Below are 14,482 nucleotides of genomic sequence, written 5' to 3'. Positions count from 1 at the left end.
CGGTGGAACAGTTGTCGTCCCATCTGCTCCTCGACGGTGCGGATGAGCTGGCTAACGGCCGCTGCCGAGATCGACAGTTCCTCCGCCGCGGCGGCAAAGCTGCCTGTGCGCGCCGCCGCTTCGAAGGCCTGAAGTCCACGCAAGGAGGGAAGGGCGACCATGGCAATCCGAAAGATAAGGTGATCTTATCTATTTCGCAGAAATCCTCGTTTTTCGAAAGGTTTCTTTCTAGAGTATCGTGACTCATGAACGCAATCGATCATCACGAAACCGTCGACCATCGCCAGGTGATCGCCTCGCTGACGAATGAGGAGCGCGGGCGGCTGACCGGCAAATCGGATGGGCCGGGCCTTGTCCAGTTCGCGCTCCATCTCGGGGCGATCACCGTCCTTGGCGCGCTGATCGCGGCCAAGGTGCCGTTCTGGCCGGTCCTGATGCTGCCCCAGGGCATCCTGATCATCTTCCTGTTCACCCTGCTGCATGAAACCGTGCACCGGACGGCATTCGAAACGCAATGGCTGAACGATGTGGTCGCGCGCTTCTGCAGCCTGGCGATCGCGCTGCCGGCGGACTGGTTCCGCTACTTCCATTTCGCCCATCACCGCTTCACTCAGGATCCGGAAAACGATCCGGAGCTGGCCTTCCCGAAGCCCGAGACGATGCGGCAATACATCGTCCACGTCTCAGGGCTGCCCGTGTGGTGGGGCCACTTCAAGACGCTCTACACCAATGCGATGGGGCGCTGCCGGGACAGCTACGTGCCGCCGAAGGGGCTGCCGAAGGTGAAGGCCGAGGCGCGGGCGATGATCGCCTTCTATCTCGTTCTGCTGGCGCTCGCGGTGTGGTTCAAGGCGTCGGTGCTGCTCACTGTCTGGATCGTGCCCGCGCTGCTCGGCCAACCGTTCCTCAGGCTCTATTTGCTCGCCGAGCACGGCCGCTGTCCCTTCGTCGCCAACATGCTGGAAAACACCCGCACGACGCTGACCAACTGTTTCGTGCGCAAGCTCGCCTGGAACATGCCTTACCATGCCGAGCACCACGCCTATCCCGGCGTCCCGTTCCACCAGCTGCCGGAATTCCACCGGCTGATCGAGCGCCATCTCAAAGTGGTCGAGCCCGGCTATGTGAGCTTCCACGAGAAGTACAACGAGACGCTGCGCTAAGCGACCGACGCGTCAGTGAGACAGCGCATATATATCAGACTGACTGGCGCAGCAGCGCCGGCGAACGCAGCAGCCGGCTCATGTCGGCCGCTTTGGCCGGCACGCCGATGAGATAGCCTTGCGCCTCGCCGCAGCCGGCCTTGCGCAGCATGTCGAGCTGCGCTTCGGTCTCGACGCCTTCGGCGGTGACGATGACGCCGAGCTCGGCGCCGAGACCGATCACGGTGCGCACGATCGCCGCCGTGTCGCGCCTGTCGAGGTCGCGGATGAAGGAGCGGTCGATCTTGATCTTGTCGACTGGAAAGCGCCGGAGGTAGCCGAGCGAGGAATAGCCGGTGCCAAAATCGTCGAGCGCGATGCGCACGCCGAGACCGCGCAATTGGCTGAGCGTCCTCAGCACCGCGTCGCTTTCGTCCATCATCACTGTTTCGGTGATTTCGAGTTCCAGGCGGTTGGCCGGCAGGCCCGAAAAGGCGAGCGCCGAGATCACGCTGCGGGCGAAGCCGCCGCTCTTGATCTGTGCGGCCGAGACGTTGACGGCCATGCGCATCTCCGGCGGCCAATGGGCGGCCACGCTGCAAGCCTTGCGAAGCGCCCAATCGCCGAGCTGCACGATCAGTCCGGTCTCCTCGGCGGCGGCGATGAAGTTTTCCGGCGACACCAGGCCGCGCGATGGCGAGCGCCAGCGCATCAGGGCTTCCGCGCCGACAATTTCGCCGGAGCCGATGTTGAGGATCGGCTGGAAATCGAGCTCGAACTCGCGCTTGGAAACGGCTGCTTCAAGATCCGCCTCAAGCGCGCGGCGCTCCCGCATCAGGGCATCCATGCCCGGCTCGAAGAAGCGATAGACGTTGCGACCTTCGCTCTTGCCCTGGTAGAGCGCCATGTCGGCATTGGTGAGCAGCGTGTCGGCATCGTGCCCGTCACCGGGATGGAGCGCGATGCCCAGGCTCACGCCCACATGCATTTCGCGTCCCTTGTCGCGATAGGGCTTGCCGACGATCTCGACGATGCGCTTGGCAAGCTTTTCGGCGTCGGCGGCGCTCTTGATGCCGGACTGGATGATGGCGAACTCGTCGCCGCCGAAGCGGGCGACCACGTCCTTGCTGCCGCGCACGGCATGCTGCAGCCGCTTGGCGACGCATTTCAGCAGCCAGTCCCCGGCCGGGTGGCCGAACGTGTCGTTGACGGCCTTGAAGCGGTCGAGGTCGAGCGAGAGGATCGCCAGCGGCTTGGCCTTGGCCTCGCCAAGCGCCTGGTCCAGCTTCTCGCGAAACATCGAGCGGTTGGGCAGGTTTGTCAGCGTGTCGTGATGCGCAAGATGCGTCATGCGCTCCTCGACGCGGCGCCGCTCGGTCACGTCCTCGAAGGTCGCCACCCAGCCGCCGCCGGCGAGCGGCCGCCGCAGGACGAAGAGCGTTCGGCCGTCGACCAGTTCGCGATAGCTCGAGCGCGGCTGGCCCGCGTCCAGGGCCGCCTTCGCCTTTTCCACCTCTATGTCGACTTCAACAGGCACGAAGATGCCGAGAGCCACGAGTTTCTCCAGCATCTGACGGTGCGTCATGCCGAGCGTGAAATCGGCAGCCTTCGCGTTGCAAAGATCCAGGAAGCGCTGGTTGCGGACGATCAGGCGGCCCTCGGCGCTGTACATCAACAGGCCCTGCGACATGTTGGCCAAAGCAGCGTCGAACCGGCGGTGCTGCTCCTTCAGCTCCGCCTCGGCTCGCCGCCGCTCGGTCACGTCCTCATAGATCGAAACCCAGCCGCCGACGGCGATGGGCCGATGGGAAATGACGATGATGCGCCCGTCGGACAGGACTTCCTCGTAGGTCGAAGGCTTGGCGCCGTCGATATAGGGCTTCCGGATAGCATGGAGTTCTTCGGCGCTTTGCGAGGCGACGCCGACATCGACGCTGTGCTGCAGAATGTCGAAGTATCGGATGCCAGGCTTCACCACCTTGGCGTCGAGGCGGAAGAGATCGATGTAATTGCGGTTGCAGATGATCATCCGCTCATCGGCGTCGAACATGCATAGCCCATGCGACATGTTCTCGACGGCGGCCGCGAAACGCTCGTTCTGGGCCCGTAATTCGTTCGCAATCCGCCGTGCCGGACCGATAGCGGGCGTTCTTCGCTTGCCGGCGGTGGAAGCCGTCTTGACATGAACGCCAGGCATGAGCACGCCTTCGGACCGTGACCGAACGCTATACTGTCCTGGTAGCCGGTTAATTTAGCGTTCTTTCAAATGGCCGAATTGGCGACGAACGAAGACTGGCGCATGGCATCCAGTGTCTTGAAACGCTTGAGGAAAGCCGTTTGCGCCCAAGTGACGGATTTGGGCGTGAGGTCGAAGCGGTCGGCGGAGAAGCCGCGCGGGCGGCCGAAATACTCGGTCGCTTCCGCCGTCGAAAAGCCGGCCAGCAGCGTTGCCTCGAAATAGGCGGCGATCTGGTCGGCGCGCTTGATGTCCTTGCGCAAGGAGGCGGCGAGCTCCGCCGGCAGCGAGAAACGCAGATGGATCGCGCGCTGCAGGCGCAGCTCGCAATCCTTATAGGAGCCGCCCATCACCGATTTGAACGGCGAGATCATGTCGCCGATGACATATTCCGGCGCATCGTGCAGCAGCGCGGCGAGCCGCGCCTCCGCCGTGGCCCGCGGTGCCAACTCGCCATAGAGCGCCTCGACCAGCAGCGAGTGCTGTGCGACGGAGAAGGCATGGTCGCCGCTGGTCTGGCCGTTCCAGCGGGCGACGCGGGCGAGCCCATGGGCGATGTCGGCGATCTCGATGTCGAGCGGCGAGGGGTCGAGAAGGTCGAGCCGCCGTCCCGAAAGCATGCGTTGCCAGGCGCGCGGCGGCGCGCCGGCCCGGTCGGCCGCCATCAGGCCTCCTCCGCGCTGGCCGCGCCTTCAGGGAAGCTGAACTTCGCCCAGGCGGGAATCGCGAGCGTCACCGGAACCTCGCCCGCCAGGATCGCCTCGCCGGCATCGAGCGCCGCCTTGACCCGGTCGATGCGGGCAATGGCAAGTCCGGTCCTGCCGCCAACCGAGCCGAGCGCGCCCACCGGCCGGCCGGCGACGGTAAGCTCGGTTCCCGAAGCGGGCAGGGGGCCGTCAGCCGATGCGATCAGAACCCGGCGCCGTGCGGTGCCGCGATGCTGCATGCGCGAGACCACTTCCTGGCCGATATAGCAGCCCTTCTTGAAGCCGACGCCGCCGGTTTCGTCGAGCAGCACGTCATGCGGGAAGGCGTCGCCAAGCTGGTAGTCGGCGCCACTTTCGGCGATGCCGTTGGCGATGCGGACGGCTTTCCAGCCATCAGGATCGCCACCGTCCTTTGCCCCGCCGCCATAAGTGCGCCTCACCGCCACGTCGCGAAAACGCGTGTCGGCAAGCGCCGTTGAATCGGAAGATGAGGCGGTTGAATCATCGCCCCACGCGACCGTGACAACCACCTGATCCTGCTTGGCAATCTCGGCCTTTGCCCTTAGCCGATAAAGCACCAGCCGGCGCACGAAATCGTCGGCGGTGTCGGCCCGGCATTCGAGCCGAAAACCGTTGTCGCCGGCGCGCGAGATCAGGAAATCGAACAGGATTTTGCCCTGCGGCGAAAGCAGCGCGCCGGGCTTGGCCTCGCCGGGCTTCAGGGTATCGAGATCGGTGGTGAGGATGTTCTGCAGGAAATGCTCGGCATCGGGGCCTGACACGGTAATGAGCGCGCGGTCGTTGAGCTGGGTAAAGGGCATGAGGGAAGTCGGCCTGATCTTGCAAAACGTTCGGCCATTACGTAAGCCGGCCACACTCCCCCCGCAAGAGATTGGACCTGGCCATGGCAACCACCTTCGACCTCATCCTGACAGGCGGCACCGTGGTCAATCATGACGGCGAGGGTCGCCGCGACATCGGCGTGAAGGGCGGACGCATCGCGCGGATCGGCGATCTCGGCCAGGCCTCGGCCGGCGAGACCATCGACTGCACCGGCCTGCACATCCTGCCGGGCGTCGTCGACAGTCAGGTGCATTTCCGCGAGCCGGGGCTGGAGCACAAGGAAGATCTGGAGACGGGTTCTCGCGCGGCAGTGCTGGGCGGCGTCACCGCCGTCTTCGAAATGCCCAACACCAATCCTTTGACCACCAGCGAGGCGGCGCTGGCCGACAAAGTACGCCGCGCAACCGGCCGCATGCATTGCGATTTCGCCTTCTGGGTCGGCGGCACGCGCGACAATGCTCGCGATGTCGGCGAACTGGAACGGTTGCCGGGAGCGGCCGGCATCAAAGTGTTCATGGGCTCGTCCACCGGCGACCTTCTGGTCGAGGACGATGAAGGCGTCGCCTCGATCCTGCGCAACACCCGCCGCCGCTCCGCCTTCCATTCGGAAGACGAATTCCGTCTGCGCGAGCGGCTCGGCGAGCGCGTCGAGGGCGATCCGTCGTCGCATCCCGTCTGGCGCGACGAGATCGCGGCGCTGCGCTGCACCGAGCGCCTGGTGCGCATCGCCAGGCAGACGCGCGCGCGCATCCATGTGCTGCACATCTCGACCGCGGAAGAAATCGTCTTCCTCGAGCAGCACAAGGATGTCGCGACCTGCGAAGCGACGCCGCATCATCTGACGCTGACGGCGGACGACTATGCCAGGCTTGGCACGCTGATCCAGATGAACCCGCCGGTGCGCGCGGCTCGCCACCGCGACGGCGTCTGGCACGGCATTCATCAAGGCATCGTCGATGTACTGGGATCAGACCATGCGCCGCATACGCTGGCCGAGAAGGCAAAGGCCTATCCGGCCTCGCCGTCCGGTATGACCGGCGTGCAGACGCTGGTGCCGATCATGTTGGACCATGTGAACGCCGGCCGGCTCACGCTGCAGCGCTTCGTCGACCTTTCCAGCCACGGCCCGCAGCGCATCTTCGGCATGGCCAGGAAGGGCCGCATCGCCGCCGGCTACGATGCCGATTTCACCATCGTCGATATGAAGCGGCGCGAGACCATCACCAACGCCCAGGCCGGCTCCAAAGCCGGCTGGACACCCTATGACGGCAGGGAGGTCACCGGCTGGCCGGTCGGCACCATCCTGCGCGGCAATCGCGTCATGTGGGAAGGTGAGATCGCGACACCCGGCCAGGGCAGGGCGGTGGAATTTTCCGAGGCGCTGCCGGTCTAAGGGGTTCAATCCCCGGCCACAAAGAACAGCCACTGCCCTGTCGGCGTGATGCCGACGCGGTAGAAGATATAGGCGCCGAACTGCTTCATGTCGTCATAATCGCTAGCCGTGACCAGCTTGAACAATTCGACGCGTTGCCTGGCATCGAGCTTGTCGAGCGGCAGCGCGAAGAAATACGGCCAGACATAGAGTTCCTGCGGCGTGCCGGTGTCGACATGGACATAGCCGGCCGAAAGCACCTCTTCAAGGATGGCGAGGATCTCCTGGCCGTCGCCGTCGCCCGAGAGGCCCTTGAGAAAGGTGATCGGGTCGCCGTCGATATCGCCCAGCGACAATTGCGTCATGGAATCGCCCTTGCCGATCAGCGGCCGCAGCTTCTCGATGTCGCCGGTACGGCAGGCCTCGATGATCAGCCCATGCATGCGCTTGACCGGTTCAGGAAGCGTGTTGAGGTCGTAGACGACCGCCGGCGGCGGCGCGTCCGGATCGGCGCGCGGGCTGGTGATGCCGCCATTGGCGGGCGGCGTTTCCGGCTCCGACTTGTCGGTGTCGTCTGCCGGCTGGCCGCTGTCCGAAGGCTTGGAGCCGGGCGCTTCCGGCATCGGCACGGTCGCGCCAGGCGCGGCGCTGTCGCTGTCGGCTGGCGGGGCCACCGGGGAAGGCAGGTCCTCGCGCTGGATCTCACTCAGTGCGTAGGAAGGCGTGCTGGCGAGGCACAAAGGCAGCGCGAGGCAGGAAGCGGCGATCAGGATGTTGAGCGTCAGCCCGCGCGGCCGGCCTGACATCGAAAATCTCACCGCTTGCCTCTCCATTGTTCCCCGGCCTGATCCGGGCGGCGCCTTGAATGGTCAAGCGCATGGGCATGATGCCCAAACGGCGTGCACTCGTCAAAAGTCACTGTCGAAAAGTCGCTGTCAAAACAGATGACTAGAGCAATTCCAGGAAAAGTGTGAGCGGTTTTCCGTCCGGAATTGCGTAAAAACAAAGAGATAGAGTGGTTCGCCGTTTCCGTGAAACGCTCAGTGCTTCAGCCGTTCAGGCTCGAAGGCGCCGGCGATCACCTTTTCCCGCATGCGGTCGAGCAGCGCCAGCGCCGAGGTCTCGCCATTGGCGCGCAACATCTCGCCGAAAGCCGTCTCCAACGCCGCCTCGGCGATGATTTCCGGCTCGATGCCGGCCGACAGGCCTTCCGCCCATGCCTCGCTGTGGCTCTCAACGGCGGTCAGGCGTTTTTCTTCCCTGACCAATGCGTCGATGTCGCTGACACCATGTTCCATTGCGATGTCCACCTTACTGCAAGCGGCGATCCAACAGTGGATCCGGCTTGGGCTGTCAGTTCGTCCGCAGTCTCAAGTAAGTCATTGTAAATACGACATTTTTAGGGTCGAAATTCACATTGTCGGCGAGACTGCGCTCAATCGATGCCGAGCTTAGCCGATTAGGCCGGCTTGCGGCATCAAAACCTTCAGTTTGAGTTAATTCCGCAATCGCGCGCTAACGTTTCATTAATACTGTTGCGAAACCGCAACAGATGATTGCACCAGAGCGGGACAGGAGACAATAAGGCACATCACATTGGCGCCAATTGTCGCAAGAAATCTGGGCAAAACGTATTGGCGGCCCGAGCCGCCTCAGTTCCCGTAGCGCGAAGCGATGTCGCGCGACAGCGTCTCGCCTTCCTTCATGTAGCGGGCGATGGCCTCGGTCGCCGAAGGCGTGCATCGTGTATAGGTGCCGCTGAAGGAGCGGTAGCCGCGGTTGAAGGAGGCGATGAAGCGCGCGCGCCGGTCAGGGTCCGGATTTTCCGATTCGAGCAGCTTTTCCATTTCGACCCGCCACTGGTCGCCCTTTTCACCGCACAGGTTGCGCAGAAAATGCAGCGATCCCAGCACTTCCGCCAGCCGCATCAGCCCCGGCTCGAACGGCGCCTCGGCGGCGCGCGCCGGAACCGGCGAAGCGGCGATGCCGACAGCGAGGCACGCGGCGAGAAGAGGGGAAGCGCGGGTCATAGACTTATGTGATCGAACAGTTCGTTGTCCACAAGGCGACTGTGAGGCTGTTGGCATTGGCCATCGGATGAAAGCGCTTTGCCCGTTGGAATTCAACTTGTCCAGGTTGGCGCCGCCCCTCATTGCCCTGCCGGGCATTTCTCCCCGTATAGTGACGGGAAGAAAGGGCATGGTGCAGCGCTGGCGCATTCCCTGCCAGTTGGCGGTTGGCGAAATCGCTGGCGACAGCGTCCCTCTCCCCGTCACTATACGGGGAGAGGATGCCGGCAGGCAGGTGAGGGGCAGCGCAAACGTCTGAAGTCATGGCGTTGCATTCTCGAAGCTACTTGTGCGAATCGTTAAGCAACGCTACCGCAACCTCAAGCACTGCATCGGCAAGCGGCATGTCAGCCATTTGCGCCAGCGTGTAGAATGCCGCGGTCTCGGCATCGTCGCTGGCCACTGGTTCGCCGTCGGCATAGGCGGCGCCGAACACCGTCAGCAGATAGTCGACCGCGTGGTTTTCACCGCTGCCGTCGATATGGATGTCGCGCAGCGGGCGGTAGTCGATGGCTTCAAGTCCGGTCTCTTCCCGCAACTCCCGTGCGGCAGCCTCCGCCAGCGTTTCGCCCGGTTCGACCTTGCCGCCTGGATAGGCATAGAGCCCTTGCGATGGCGCCCGCCCACGCTTGACCAGAAGCACGGTGCCGTCGCGCACGACCGCGACCGAAACGGCCGGTATGATCTTGCGCTTTTCCATGCGTGCCGATCCTTCTGCAGGCTTTTGTGGACCGATTGGGCGAATCCAGCTTTAGCCGTTGCGGCGTGGCGGTTCCATCGCCACTTTTGATGGCACGTCACTCGAAAAGCCCAGATCCATGTGCGGACGCTTTGCCCTGACCGCCACGCCGGACCAGACCGCCGCCTTCCTCGGCCTGGCCGAACTGGAGGGATTTCCGGCCCGCTAGAACATCGCGCCGACACAGCCGGTGCTGATGGCGCTTGCCGGCCCGCCGCGGGAACCCGGGTCCAACCTGCCGGACCGCCAGGCGATGCTGGTGCGCTGGGGCCTGATTCCCGCTTGGGTCGAGGACACCAAGGCGTTTCCGCTGCTCATCAACGCCCGTTCCGAGGGCGTGTTGCAAAAAGCATCGTTCAAGACCGCCATGCGCCACCGCCGCGCTCTTGTGCCGGCATCGGGCTTCTACGAATGGCAGCAATCGGGTTCGGCCAAGGGGCAGCCCTACTGGATCCGCCCGCGCCGCGGCGGCGTGGTCGCCTTCGCCGGCCTGATCGAGACTTACTCCGAGCCCGGTGGTTCCGAGATGGACACCGGCGCGATCATCACGACTGAGGCCAGTGCCGGTATCGCCCATATCCACGATCGCATGCCGGTGATGATCGAGGAGCGCGACTTCGCCCGCTGGCTCGACTGCCGCACGCAGGAGCCGCGCCACGTGCTCGATCTGCTGAAGCCCGCCGAGCCCGATTTCTTCGAGGCGATACCGGTTTCCGACCTGGTCAACAAGGTCGCCAACACCGGGCCGGAGATCCAGGAGCGCGGCATCGTTTCGCCGCAAGTTGAAAAGCCCAGGCGCCAGAAGCCTGGCGCGGACGAAAACCAGATGAGCTTGTTTTAGAGCAATTCCAGGAAAAGTGTGGAACGGTTTTCCGTTCGGAATTGCGTCAAACCATCCAACAGAAGGCTGCCTGCCCGAAAGGCTGCTTTGGGGCCTTCATCCCCAGGGCGCTCGTGGCGCCCTCGTCACCGCCGTCTCCATCGTCGGAGACCGTGCCGGTCGCGCCGTTTCAGGCGGCGCGCGGCGAGACGATCTTCTGCGCGGGCTTCTTCTTCTTCGCGGTGTGGAGGAGGGCGGCGACGATGGCCGCCGGGCCGATCGCGCGGTAGTGGTTGGCCAGCGCGGGCTGCGTTTGTCGGATCTGTTCCTGCTTGCTGCGAGCCATGATTCTCTTCCCTGGTAACGGTTTCGTGTTCAGCGTTTGGCGGCTGATTCCGTCCAAATCGTGACACCGGGCGGTCTAGCCGGCGAATGTTTCATCACTGTGCCGACATGTTTAATAAAATGTTTCGCCAGGTCTTTACCTGTGATCCAACGACATCTTTCCTAAGCCGAGCGACTTGACGGCAACACCCGCCGGCGCGATAAAGCCGGCCATGAAAACGTCTTTCGCCATTTGTGGCATTTGCATTATTGGCTAGCCTCGCGCTGGTCCGGACGTTTTCGCCTCATCTTTCCCCAGATCGGAAAAAACGCCCCGGCCAGCAGGCTGGAGCCTGTTTTGCGCCGTGGCGCAGGCAAGGCTCCATCCAAGTCTAAGGGATCGGAAGGGCACGTATGTCTGAACCATCGAAGGGCCTCAGCCTCTACAACACGCTGACGCGGACGAAGGAACCGTTCGTTCCGATCGACCCGCAAAACGTGCGCATGTATGTCTGCGGCCCGACCGTTTACGACTTTGCCCATATCGGCAATGCCAGGCCGGCGATCGTCTTCGATGTGCTTTTCCGCCTGTTGCGCCAACTCTACGGCGAAAAGCACGTCACGTATGTGCGCAACATCACGGATGTCGACGACAAGATAAACGCCAGGGCGCTGCGAGACTTCGGCGGCGAGATCGCGGCCGGGAAGTTGTCGCTCAACGATGCGATCCGCAAGGTCACCGAAAAGACCGCCGACCAGTACCACAAGGATGTCGCCGCGCTTGGCTGCCTGCAGCCGACCTACGAGCCGCGGGCGACGGAGTTCGTCGCACCCCGCGCCGACGGCAAGGCCGACATGCTGTCGCTGATCCGCCAGCTGATCGAGCGCGGCCATGCCTATGTCGCCGGCGGCGAGGTGCTGTTCGACACCGCCTCGATGCCGGATTATGGCGAGCTCTCCAAGCGCAATCTCGACGAGCAGCAGGCCGGCGCGCGCATCGCCGTCGACGCGCACAAGAAGAATCCCGGCGATTTCGTGCTGTGGAAATTGTCGAGCCCGGAAGAGCCCGGCTGGGAAAGCCCGTGGGGCAGGGGCCGGCCCGGCTGGCACATCGAGTGCTCGGCCATGTCGGCCGCCTATCTCGGCGAGGTCTTCGACATCCATGGCGGCGGGCTGGACCTGATCTTCCCGCACCACGAAAACGAGATCGCCCAGTCGCGCTGCGCCCACGGCACCAAGGTCATGGCCAACGTGTGGATGCACAACGGCTTCCTGCAGGTCGAAGGCCAAAAGATGTCGAAGAGCCTCGGCAATTTCTACTCGATCCACGAATTGCTGGAGACCGAGACCTTCGGCGGCCGCACCTGGCCGGGCGAGGTGCTCAGGCTGGCGATGCTGATGACGCACTATCGCGAGCCGATCGACTTCTCCGTGCGCAAGCTGGAGGAGGCGGAAAACACGCTGCGCAAATGGAAGCGCGCGGCCGATCTTGCGCCCGCGGCCGCGAAGGACCTGCCGGCCGAAGTGGTGGAAGCGCTCTCGGATGACCTTGCCACCTACACCGCCTTCCAGCGGCTGACGCAGCTTGCCGGCGAGGCGGTCGAGGCTGGCGGCGATGGTGGCAATGCCGCCGCCGCTTCGTTGAAAGCGGCACTGGCCTTCCTCGGCTTCGACGTCGGCGCGGCCAAGGTGGACGAGACGGCGGTCGCCAAGGCCATCGCGGATCGTCTGGAGTTTATCGCTGCCAAGAACTGGGCCGAGGCTGATCGCATCCGCCACGAGCTTTTGGCTCAGGGCGTGCAGTTGAAGGACGGCAAGGATCCTGTCACCGGCGCGCGTGTGACGACGTGGGAGATCAAGCGGTGAAGGTGGATGCCTCCATACGGGAGAGGTTGGAGCGAGGCCCCCCTCTCTGTCCTGCCGGACATCTCCCCCTCAAGGGGGGAGATTGGATGTCGCCTGGGCTTTCGCCAACCGTCAACGTTGAAGATTGGGCGCCGTCGGCGAAGCTGCTGATCTCCCCCCTTGAGGCGGAGATGCCCGGCAGGGCAGAGAGGGGGGCCTCGCAATGACTCATCATCGGGTATCTCCCGCCAATCGCGGCAATGCGCGCAAGATGCGCAAGGCGATGACCGATGCCGAGTTGAAGCTTTGGAATGAGGTCCGTGCTGATAGGCTGATGGGAATGGCGTTCAGGCGTCAGATGCCCATAGCTGGCTACATCGTCGATTTTGCCTGCCCCAGCAAGAAGCTGATCGTCGAGATTGATGGCTCTCAGCACGCTCTTGCCGAAGTTTCGGCGTCCGACGTCGCGCGAACCGCGAAGCTTGAAGCTCTAGGCTGGACCATCCTGCGCTTCTGGAACGACGACGTGATCCGCGTTATCGACAATGTCTGCCAGCACATCGTCATCGTGGCCGGGCTGGCCGCCGCGCCACCAAGGGAGGAGCTCGTCCTGTGATCGATCATCTCGGCATCACCGTTTTCGATTTCGACGCGTCGAAGGCTTTCTACGACAAGGCGATGGCGCCGTTGGGGGCTTCGCTGCTCTACATGGTGCCGGAGGAATACACCGGCGGCGCCAAGGTCGGCGGTTATGGCCGCGACCGGCCGGTGTTCTGGGTGAGTGCCGGCAAGGAGAAGCCGAAGGATCACCAGCACATCGCCTTCACCGCGCGCAGCCGCGCTGAGGTCGACGCCTTCCATGCGGCAGCGCTTGCCGCCGGCGGCAGGGACAATGGCGCGCCGGGCCTGCGTCCGCACTATCATCCGAACTACTACGGCGCCTTCGTCTTCGATCCCGACGGCAACAATGTCGAGGCGGTCTGTCATGACCCGGAATGAGCCCCTAAGGCAGCCCATGAAACGGAGTGAGCGATGAGCCTCGACAACAGGCCGATCTACACCGGCGGCTGCCAGTGCGGCGCCGTGCGCTTCCGCGTCGAAGGCGCGTTGGGCGACGCCTCGGTCTGCCATTGCCGCATGTGCCAGAAGGCGAGCGGCAATTTCTACCTGCCGCTGGTGTCGGTGCGCGGCGCCACGCTCGACTGGACGCGCGGCGAGCCGAAACGCTTCCGTTCGTCCAACGCCGCCTGGCGCGGCTTCTGCGCCGAATGCGGCACGCCGCTGACCTTCGAGGCGCCCGACGGTATCGCATTGGCGATCGCCACCTTCGATGACCCGACCGGCATCGCGCCGACCATCCAGTGGGGGACGGAGGCGAAGCTCCCCTATGTCGACGGCATCCCCAAGCTGCCGTCCGAGGACACGATGGCCGATATCGCCTCTGCGCCTTACCTCGCCGAGCTCGTCTCCTATCAGCATCCAGACCACGACACCGACCAATGGCCGCCGGAGGAAAGACCATGACCGATCAAGTTCGAACCGGCGGCTGCCAGTGCGGCGCCGTGCGTTTTCGCGTGCACGGCAAGCTCGGACGCCCGTCCATCTGCCATTGCCGCATGTGCCAAAAGCAGTTCGGCAATTTCTTCGGCGCGCTCGTGACGGTGCCGAAGGACGGCGTCGAATGGACCCATGAGGAGCCGACCTATTTCCAGTCCTCGGTCAACATCGACCGCGGCTTCTGCGCCCGCTGCGGCACGCCGCTGACCTACCGCCAGCCGGGCGCGCTGGAGATCGCCATCGGCGCGTTCGACGACCGCTCCGATCTCGCGCCGCAGATCCAGGTCAACTACGCGGTGCGGCTGCCCTGGGTGGAGAAGATCTTCGAGGCGCCGATCCTCGACGATCCCGATTTCTACCGACGGCAGGAGCAGATCATCTCCTTCCAGCACCCCGACCACGAGACGGCCAACTGGCCGCAGCAGGGCTTGAAACTATGACGATCCACAGTGGTTCCTTGCGCAGCCTCTATCCCGAGATCGAGCCGTTCGAGTCGGGCATGCTCGATGTCGGCGACGGCCACACCATCTATTGCGAGCGCTGCGGCACCAGGGGCGCCAAGCCCGCCGTGTTCCTGCATGGCGGCCCGGGCGGCACAATCTCGCCAAAGCACCGGTGCCTGTTCGACCCGAAGCTCTACGACGTCATCCTGTTCGACCAGCGCGGCTGCGGGAAATCGACGCCCAACGCCTCGCTGGAAGCCAACACCACCTGGCATCTCGTCGCCGACATCGAGCGCCTGCGCGAGATGGCCGGCTTCGACAAATGGCTGGTCTTCGGCGGTTCCTGGGGCTCGACGCTGGCGCTCGCCTATGCCGAGACGCATCC

General features: G+C 64.0%; 17 protein-coding genes and 1 pseudogene. 9 read left to right on the top strand and 9 right to left on the bottom strand.

Features of this window, described 5'->3' with window-relative positions; translation table 11 throughout:
* On the bottom strand, positions 1–161 hold a 161-nt coding region (locus tag EOA27_RS03540), incomplete at its 3' end, for a LysR family transcriptional regulator (protein WP_127255470.1).
* 84 nt (positions 162–245) lie between these two features.
* On the opposite strand from EOA27_RS03540, the gene EOA27_RS03535 reads away from it, so the two are divergent.
* The gene (locus tag EOA27_RS03535) at positions 246–1,163 is read left to right on the top strand and encodes a fatty acid desaturase family protein (RefSeq protein WP_126078300.1); all 918 of its coding nucleotides are present in this window, start codon (positions 246–248) and stop codon (positions 1,161–1,163) included.
* Positions 1,164–1,197: 34 nt separating this feature from the next.
* Here EOA27_RS03535 and EOA27_RS03530 read toward each other — a convergent pair whose 3' ends face one another.
* The 3 genes from EOA27_RS03530 to EOA27_RS03520 form a co-directional block, all read right to left on the bottom strand.
* Positions 1,198–3,339, bottom strand: a complete 2,142-nt coding sequence (locus tag EOA27_RS03530) for an EAL domain-containing protein (RefSeq protein WP_127255468.1) — start codon at positions 3,337–3,339, stop codon at positions 1,198–1,200.
* Positions 3,340–3,404: 65 nt separating this feature from the next.
* Positions 3,405–4,043, bottom strand: a complete 639-nt coding sequence (locus EOA27_RS03525; RefSeq protein ID WP_126078298.1) for an HD family hydrolase — start codon at positions 4,041–4,043, stop codon at positions 3,405–3,407.
* Complete coding sequence (locus EOA27_RS03520; RefSeq protein ID WP_127255466.1) at positions 4,043–4,906, bottom strand: folate-binding protein YgfZ; 864 nt, start codon at positions 4,904–4,906, stop codon at positions 4,043–4,045. Before EOA27_RS03520 ends, EOA27_RS03525 begins: the two co-directional genes overlap by 1 nt.
* Positions 4,907–4,989: 83 nt before the next feature.
* Between EOA27_RS03520 and EOA27_RS03515 the strand changes: the two genes are divergently transcribed.
* Positions 4,990–6,321 (top strand): dihydroorotase, encoded by a 1,332-nt coding sequence (locus EOA27_RS03515; protein WP_126078296.1) that lies wholly within the window; start codon positions 4,990–4,992, stop codon positions 6,319–6,321.
* Between the two features lie 5 nt (positions 6,322–6,326).
* Here EOA27_RS03515 and EOA27_RS03510 read toward each other — a convergent pair whose 3' ends face one another.
* The 4 genes from EOA27_RS03510 to EOA27_RS03490 form a co-directional block, all read right to left on the bottom strand.
* On the bottom strand, positions 6,327–7,118 hold the full coding sequence (locus EOA27_RS03510; RefSeq protein WP_189343191.1) for a hypothetical protein: 792 nt from the start codon (positions 7,116–7,118) through the stop codon (positions 6,327–6,329).
* 222 nt (positions 7,119–7,340) lie between these two features.
* The gene (locus EOA27_RS03505; protein ID WP_040984202.1) at positions 7,341–7,598 is read right to left on the bottom strand and encodes a hypothetical protein; all 258 of its coding nucleotides are present in this window, start codon (positions 7,596–7,598) and stop codon (positions 7,341–7,343) included.
* 354 nt (positions 7,599–7,952) lie between these two features.
* Complete coding sequence (locus EOA27_RS03500; RefSeq protein ID WP_126083460.1) at positions 7,953–8,330, bottom strand: TIGR02301 family protein; 378 nt, start codon at positions 8,328–8,330, stop codon at positions 7,953–7,955.
* Between the two features lie 322 nt (positions 8,331–8,652).
* On the bottom strand, positions 8,653–9,069 hold the full coding sequence (locus EOA27_RS03490; protein ID WP_126078294.1) for an NUDIX hydrolase: 417 nt from the start codon (positions 9,067–9,069) through the stop codon (positions 8,653–8,655).
* Between the two features lie 118 nt (positions 9,070–9,187).
* On the opposite strand from EOA27_RS03490, the pseudogene EOA27_RS03485 reads away from it, so the two are divergent.
* Positions 9,188–9,949 (top strand): annotated as a pseudogene (locus tag EOA27_RS03485) (SOS response-associated peptidase).
* A gap of 169 nt (positions 9,950–10,118) precedes the next feature.
* Here the strand turns inward: EOA27_RS03485 and EOA27_RS03480 are convergent.
* Positions 10,119–10,274 (bottom strand): hypothetical protein, encoded by a 156-nt coding sequence (locus tag EOA27_RS03480; protein WP_108702811.1) that lies wholly within the window; start codon positions 10,272–10,274, stop codon positions 10,119–10,121.
* 392 nt (positions 10,275–10,666) lie between these two features.
* On the opposite strand from EOA27_RS03480, the gene cysS reads away from it, so the two are divergent.
* From cysS to EOA27_RS03445, 6 genes are all read left to right on the top strand, one after another.
* Positions 10,667–12,118, top strand: coding sequence for a cysteine--tRNA ligase (gene cysS, locus EOA27_RS03475; RefSeq protein ID WP_126078293.1), 1,452 nt, complete (start codon positions 10,667–10,669; stop codon positions 12,116–12,118).
* A 250-nt stretch (positions 12,119–12,368) separates the two neighbouring features.
* Positions 12,369–12,713 (top strand): endonuclease domain-containing protein, encoded by a 345-nt coding sequence (locus EOA27_RS03465; RefSeq protein WP_245467156.1) that lies wholly within the window; start codon positions 12,369–12,371, stop codon positions 12,711–12,713.
* Entirely contained in the window at positions 12,710–13,096 is a 387-nt protein-coding gene (locus EOA27_RS03460; RefSeq protein ID WP_126078291.1) for a VOC family protein, read from the top strand. The genes EOA27_RS03465 and EOA27_RS03460 overlap by 4 nt, the downstream gene beginning before the upstream one ends.
* 33 nt (positions 13,097–13,129) lie before the next feature.
* Positions 13,130–13,621, top strand: a complete 492-nt coding sequence (locus EOA27_RS03455; RefSeq protein WP_126078290.1) for a GFA family protein — start codon at positions 13,130–13,132, stop codon at positions 13,619–13,621.
* Positions 13,618–14,094 carry a GFA family protein gene (locus tag EOA27_RS03450; protein ID WP_108702816.1) on the top strand — a complete coding sequence of 159 codons (477 nt, stop codon included), beginning with the start codon at positions 13,618–13,620 and terminating at the stop codon, positions 14,092–14,094. The genes EOA27_RS03455 and EOA27_RS03450 overlap by 4 nt, the downstream gene beginning before the upstream one ends.
* A partial coding sequence (locus EOA27_RS03445; protein WP_127255464.1) for an alpha/beta fold hydrolase occupies positions 14,091–14,482 on the top strand: 392 nt, incomplete at its 3' end. The genes EOA27_RS03450 and EOA27_RS03445, both read left to right, overlap by 4 nt.

The sequence above is a fragment of the Mesorhizobium sp. M2A.F.Ca.ET.037.01.1.1 genome, from assembly GCF_003998075.1.
GTDB lineage: Bacteria > Pseudomonadota > Alphaproteobacteria > Rhizobiales > Rhizobiaceae > Mesorhizobium.
Note: the sequence above shows the minus strand (reverse complement) of the source record. Positions and strands in the feature narration are given on the sequence as shown.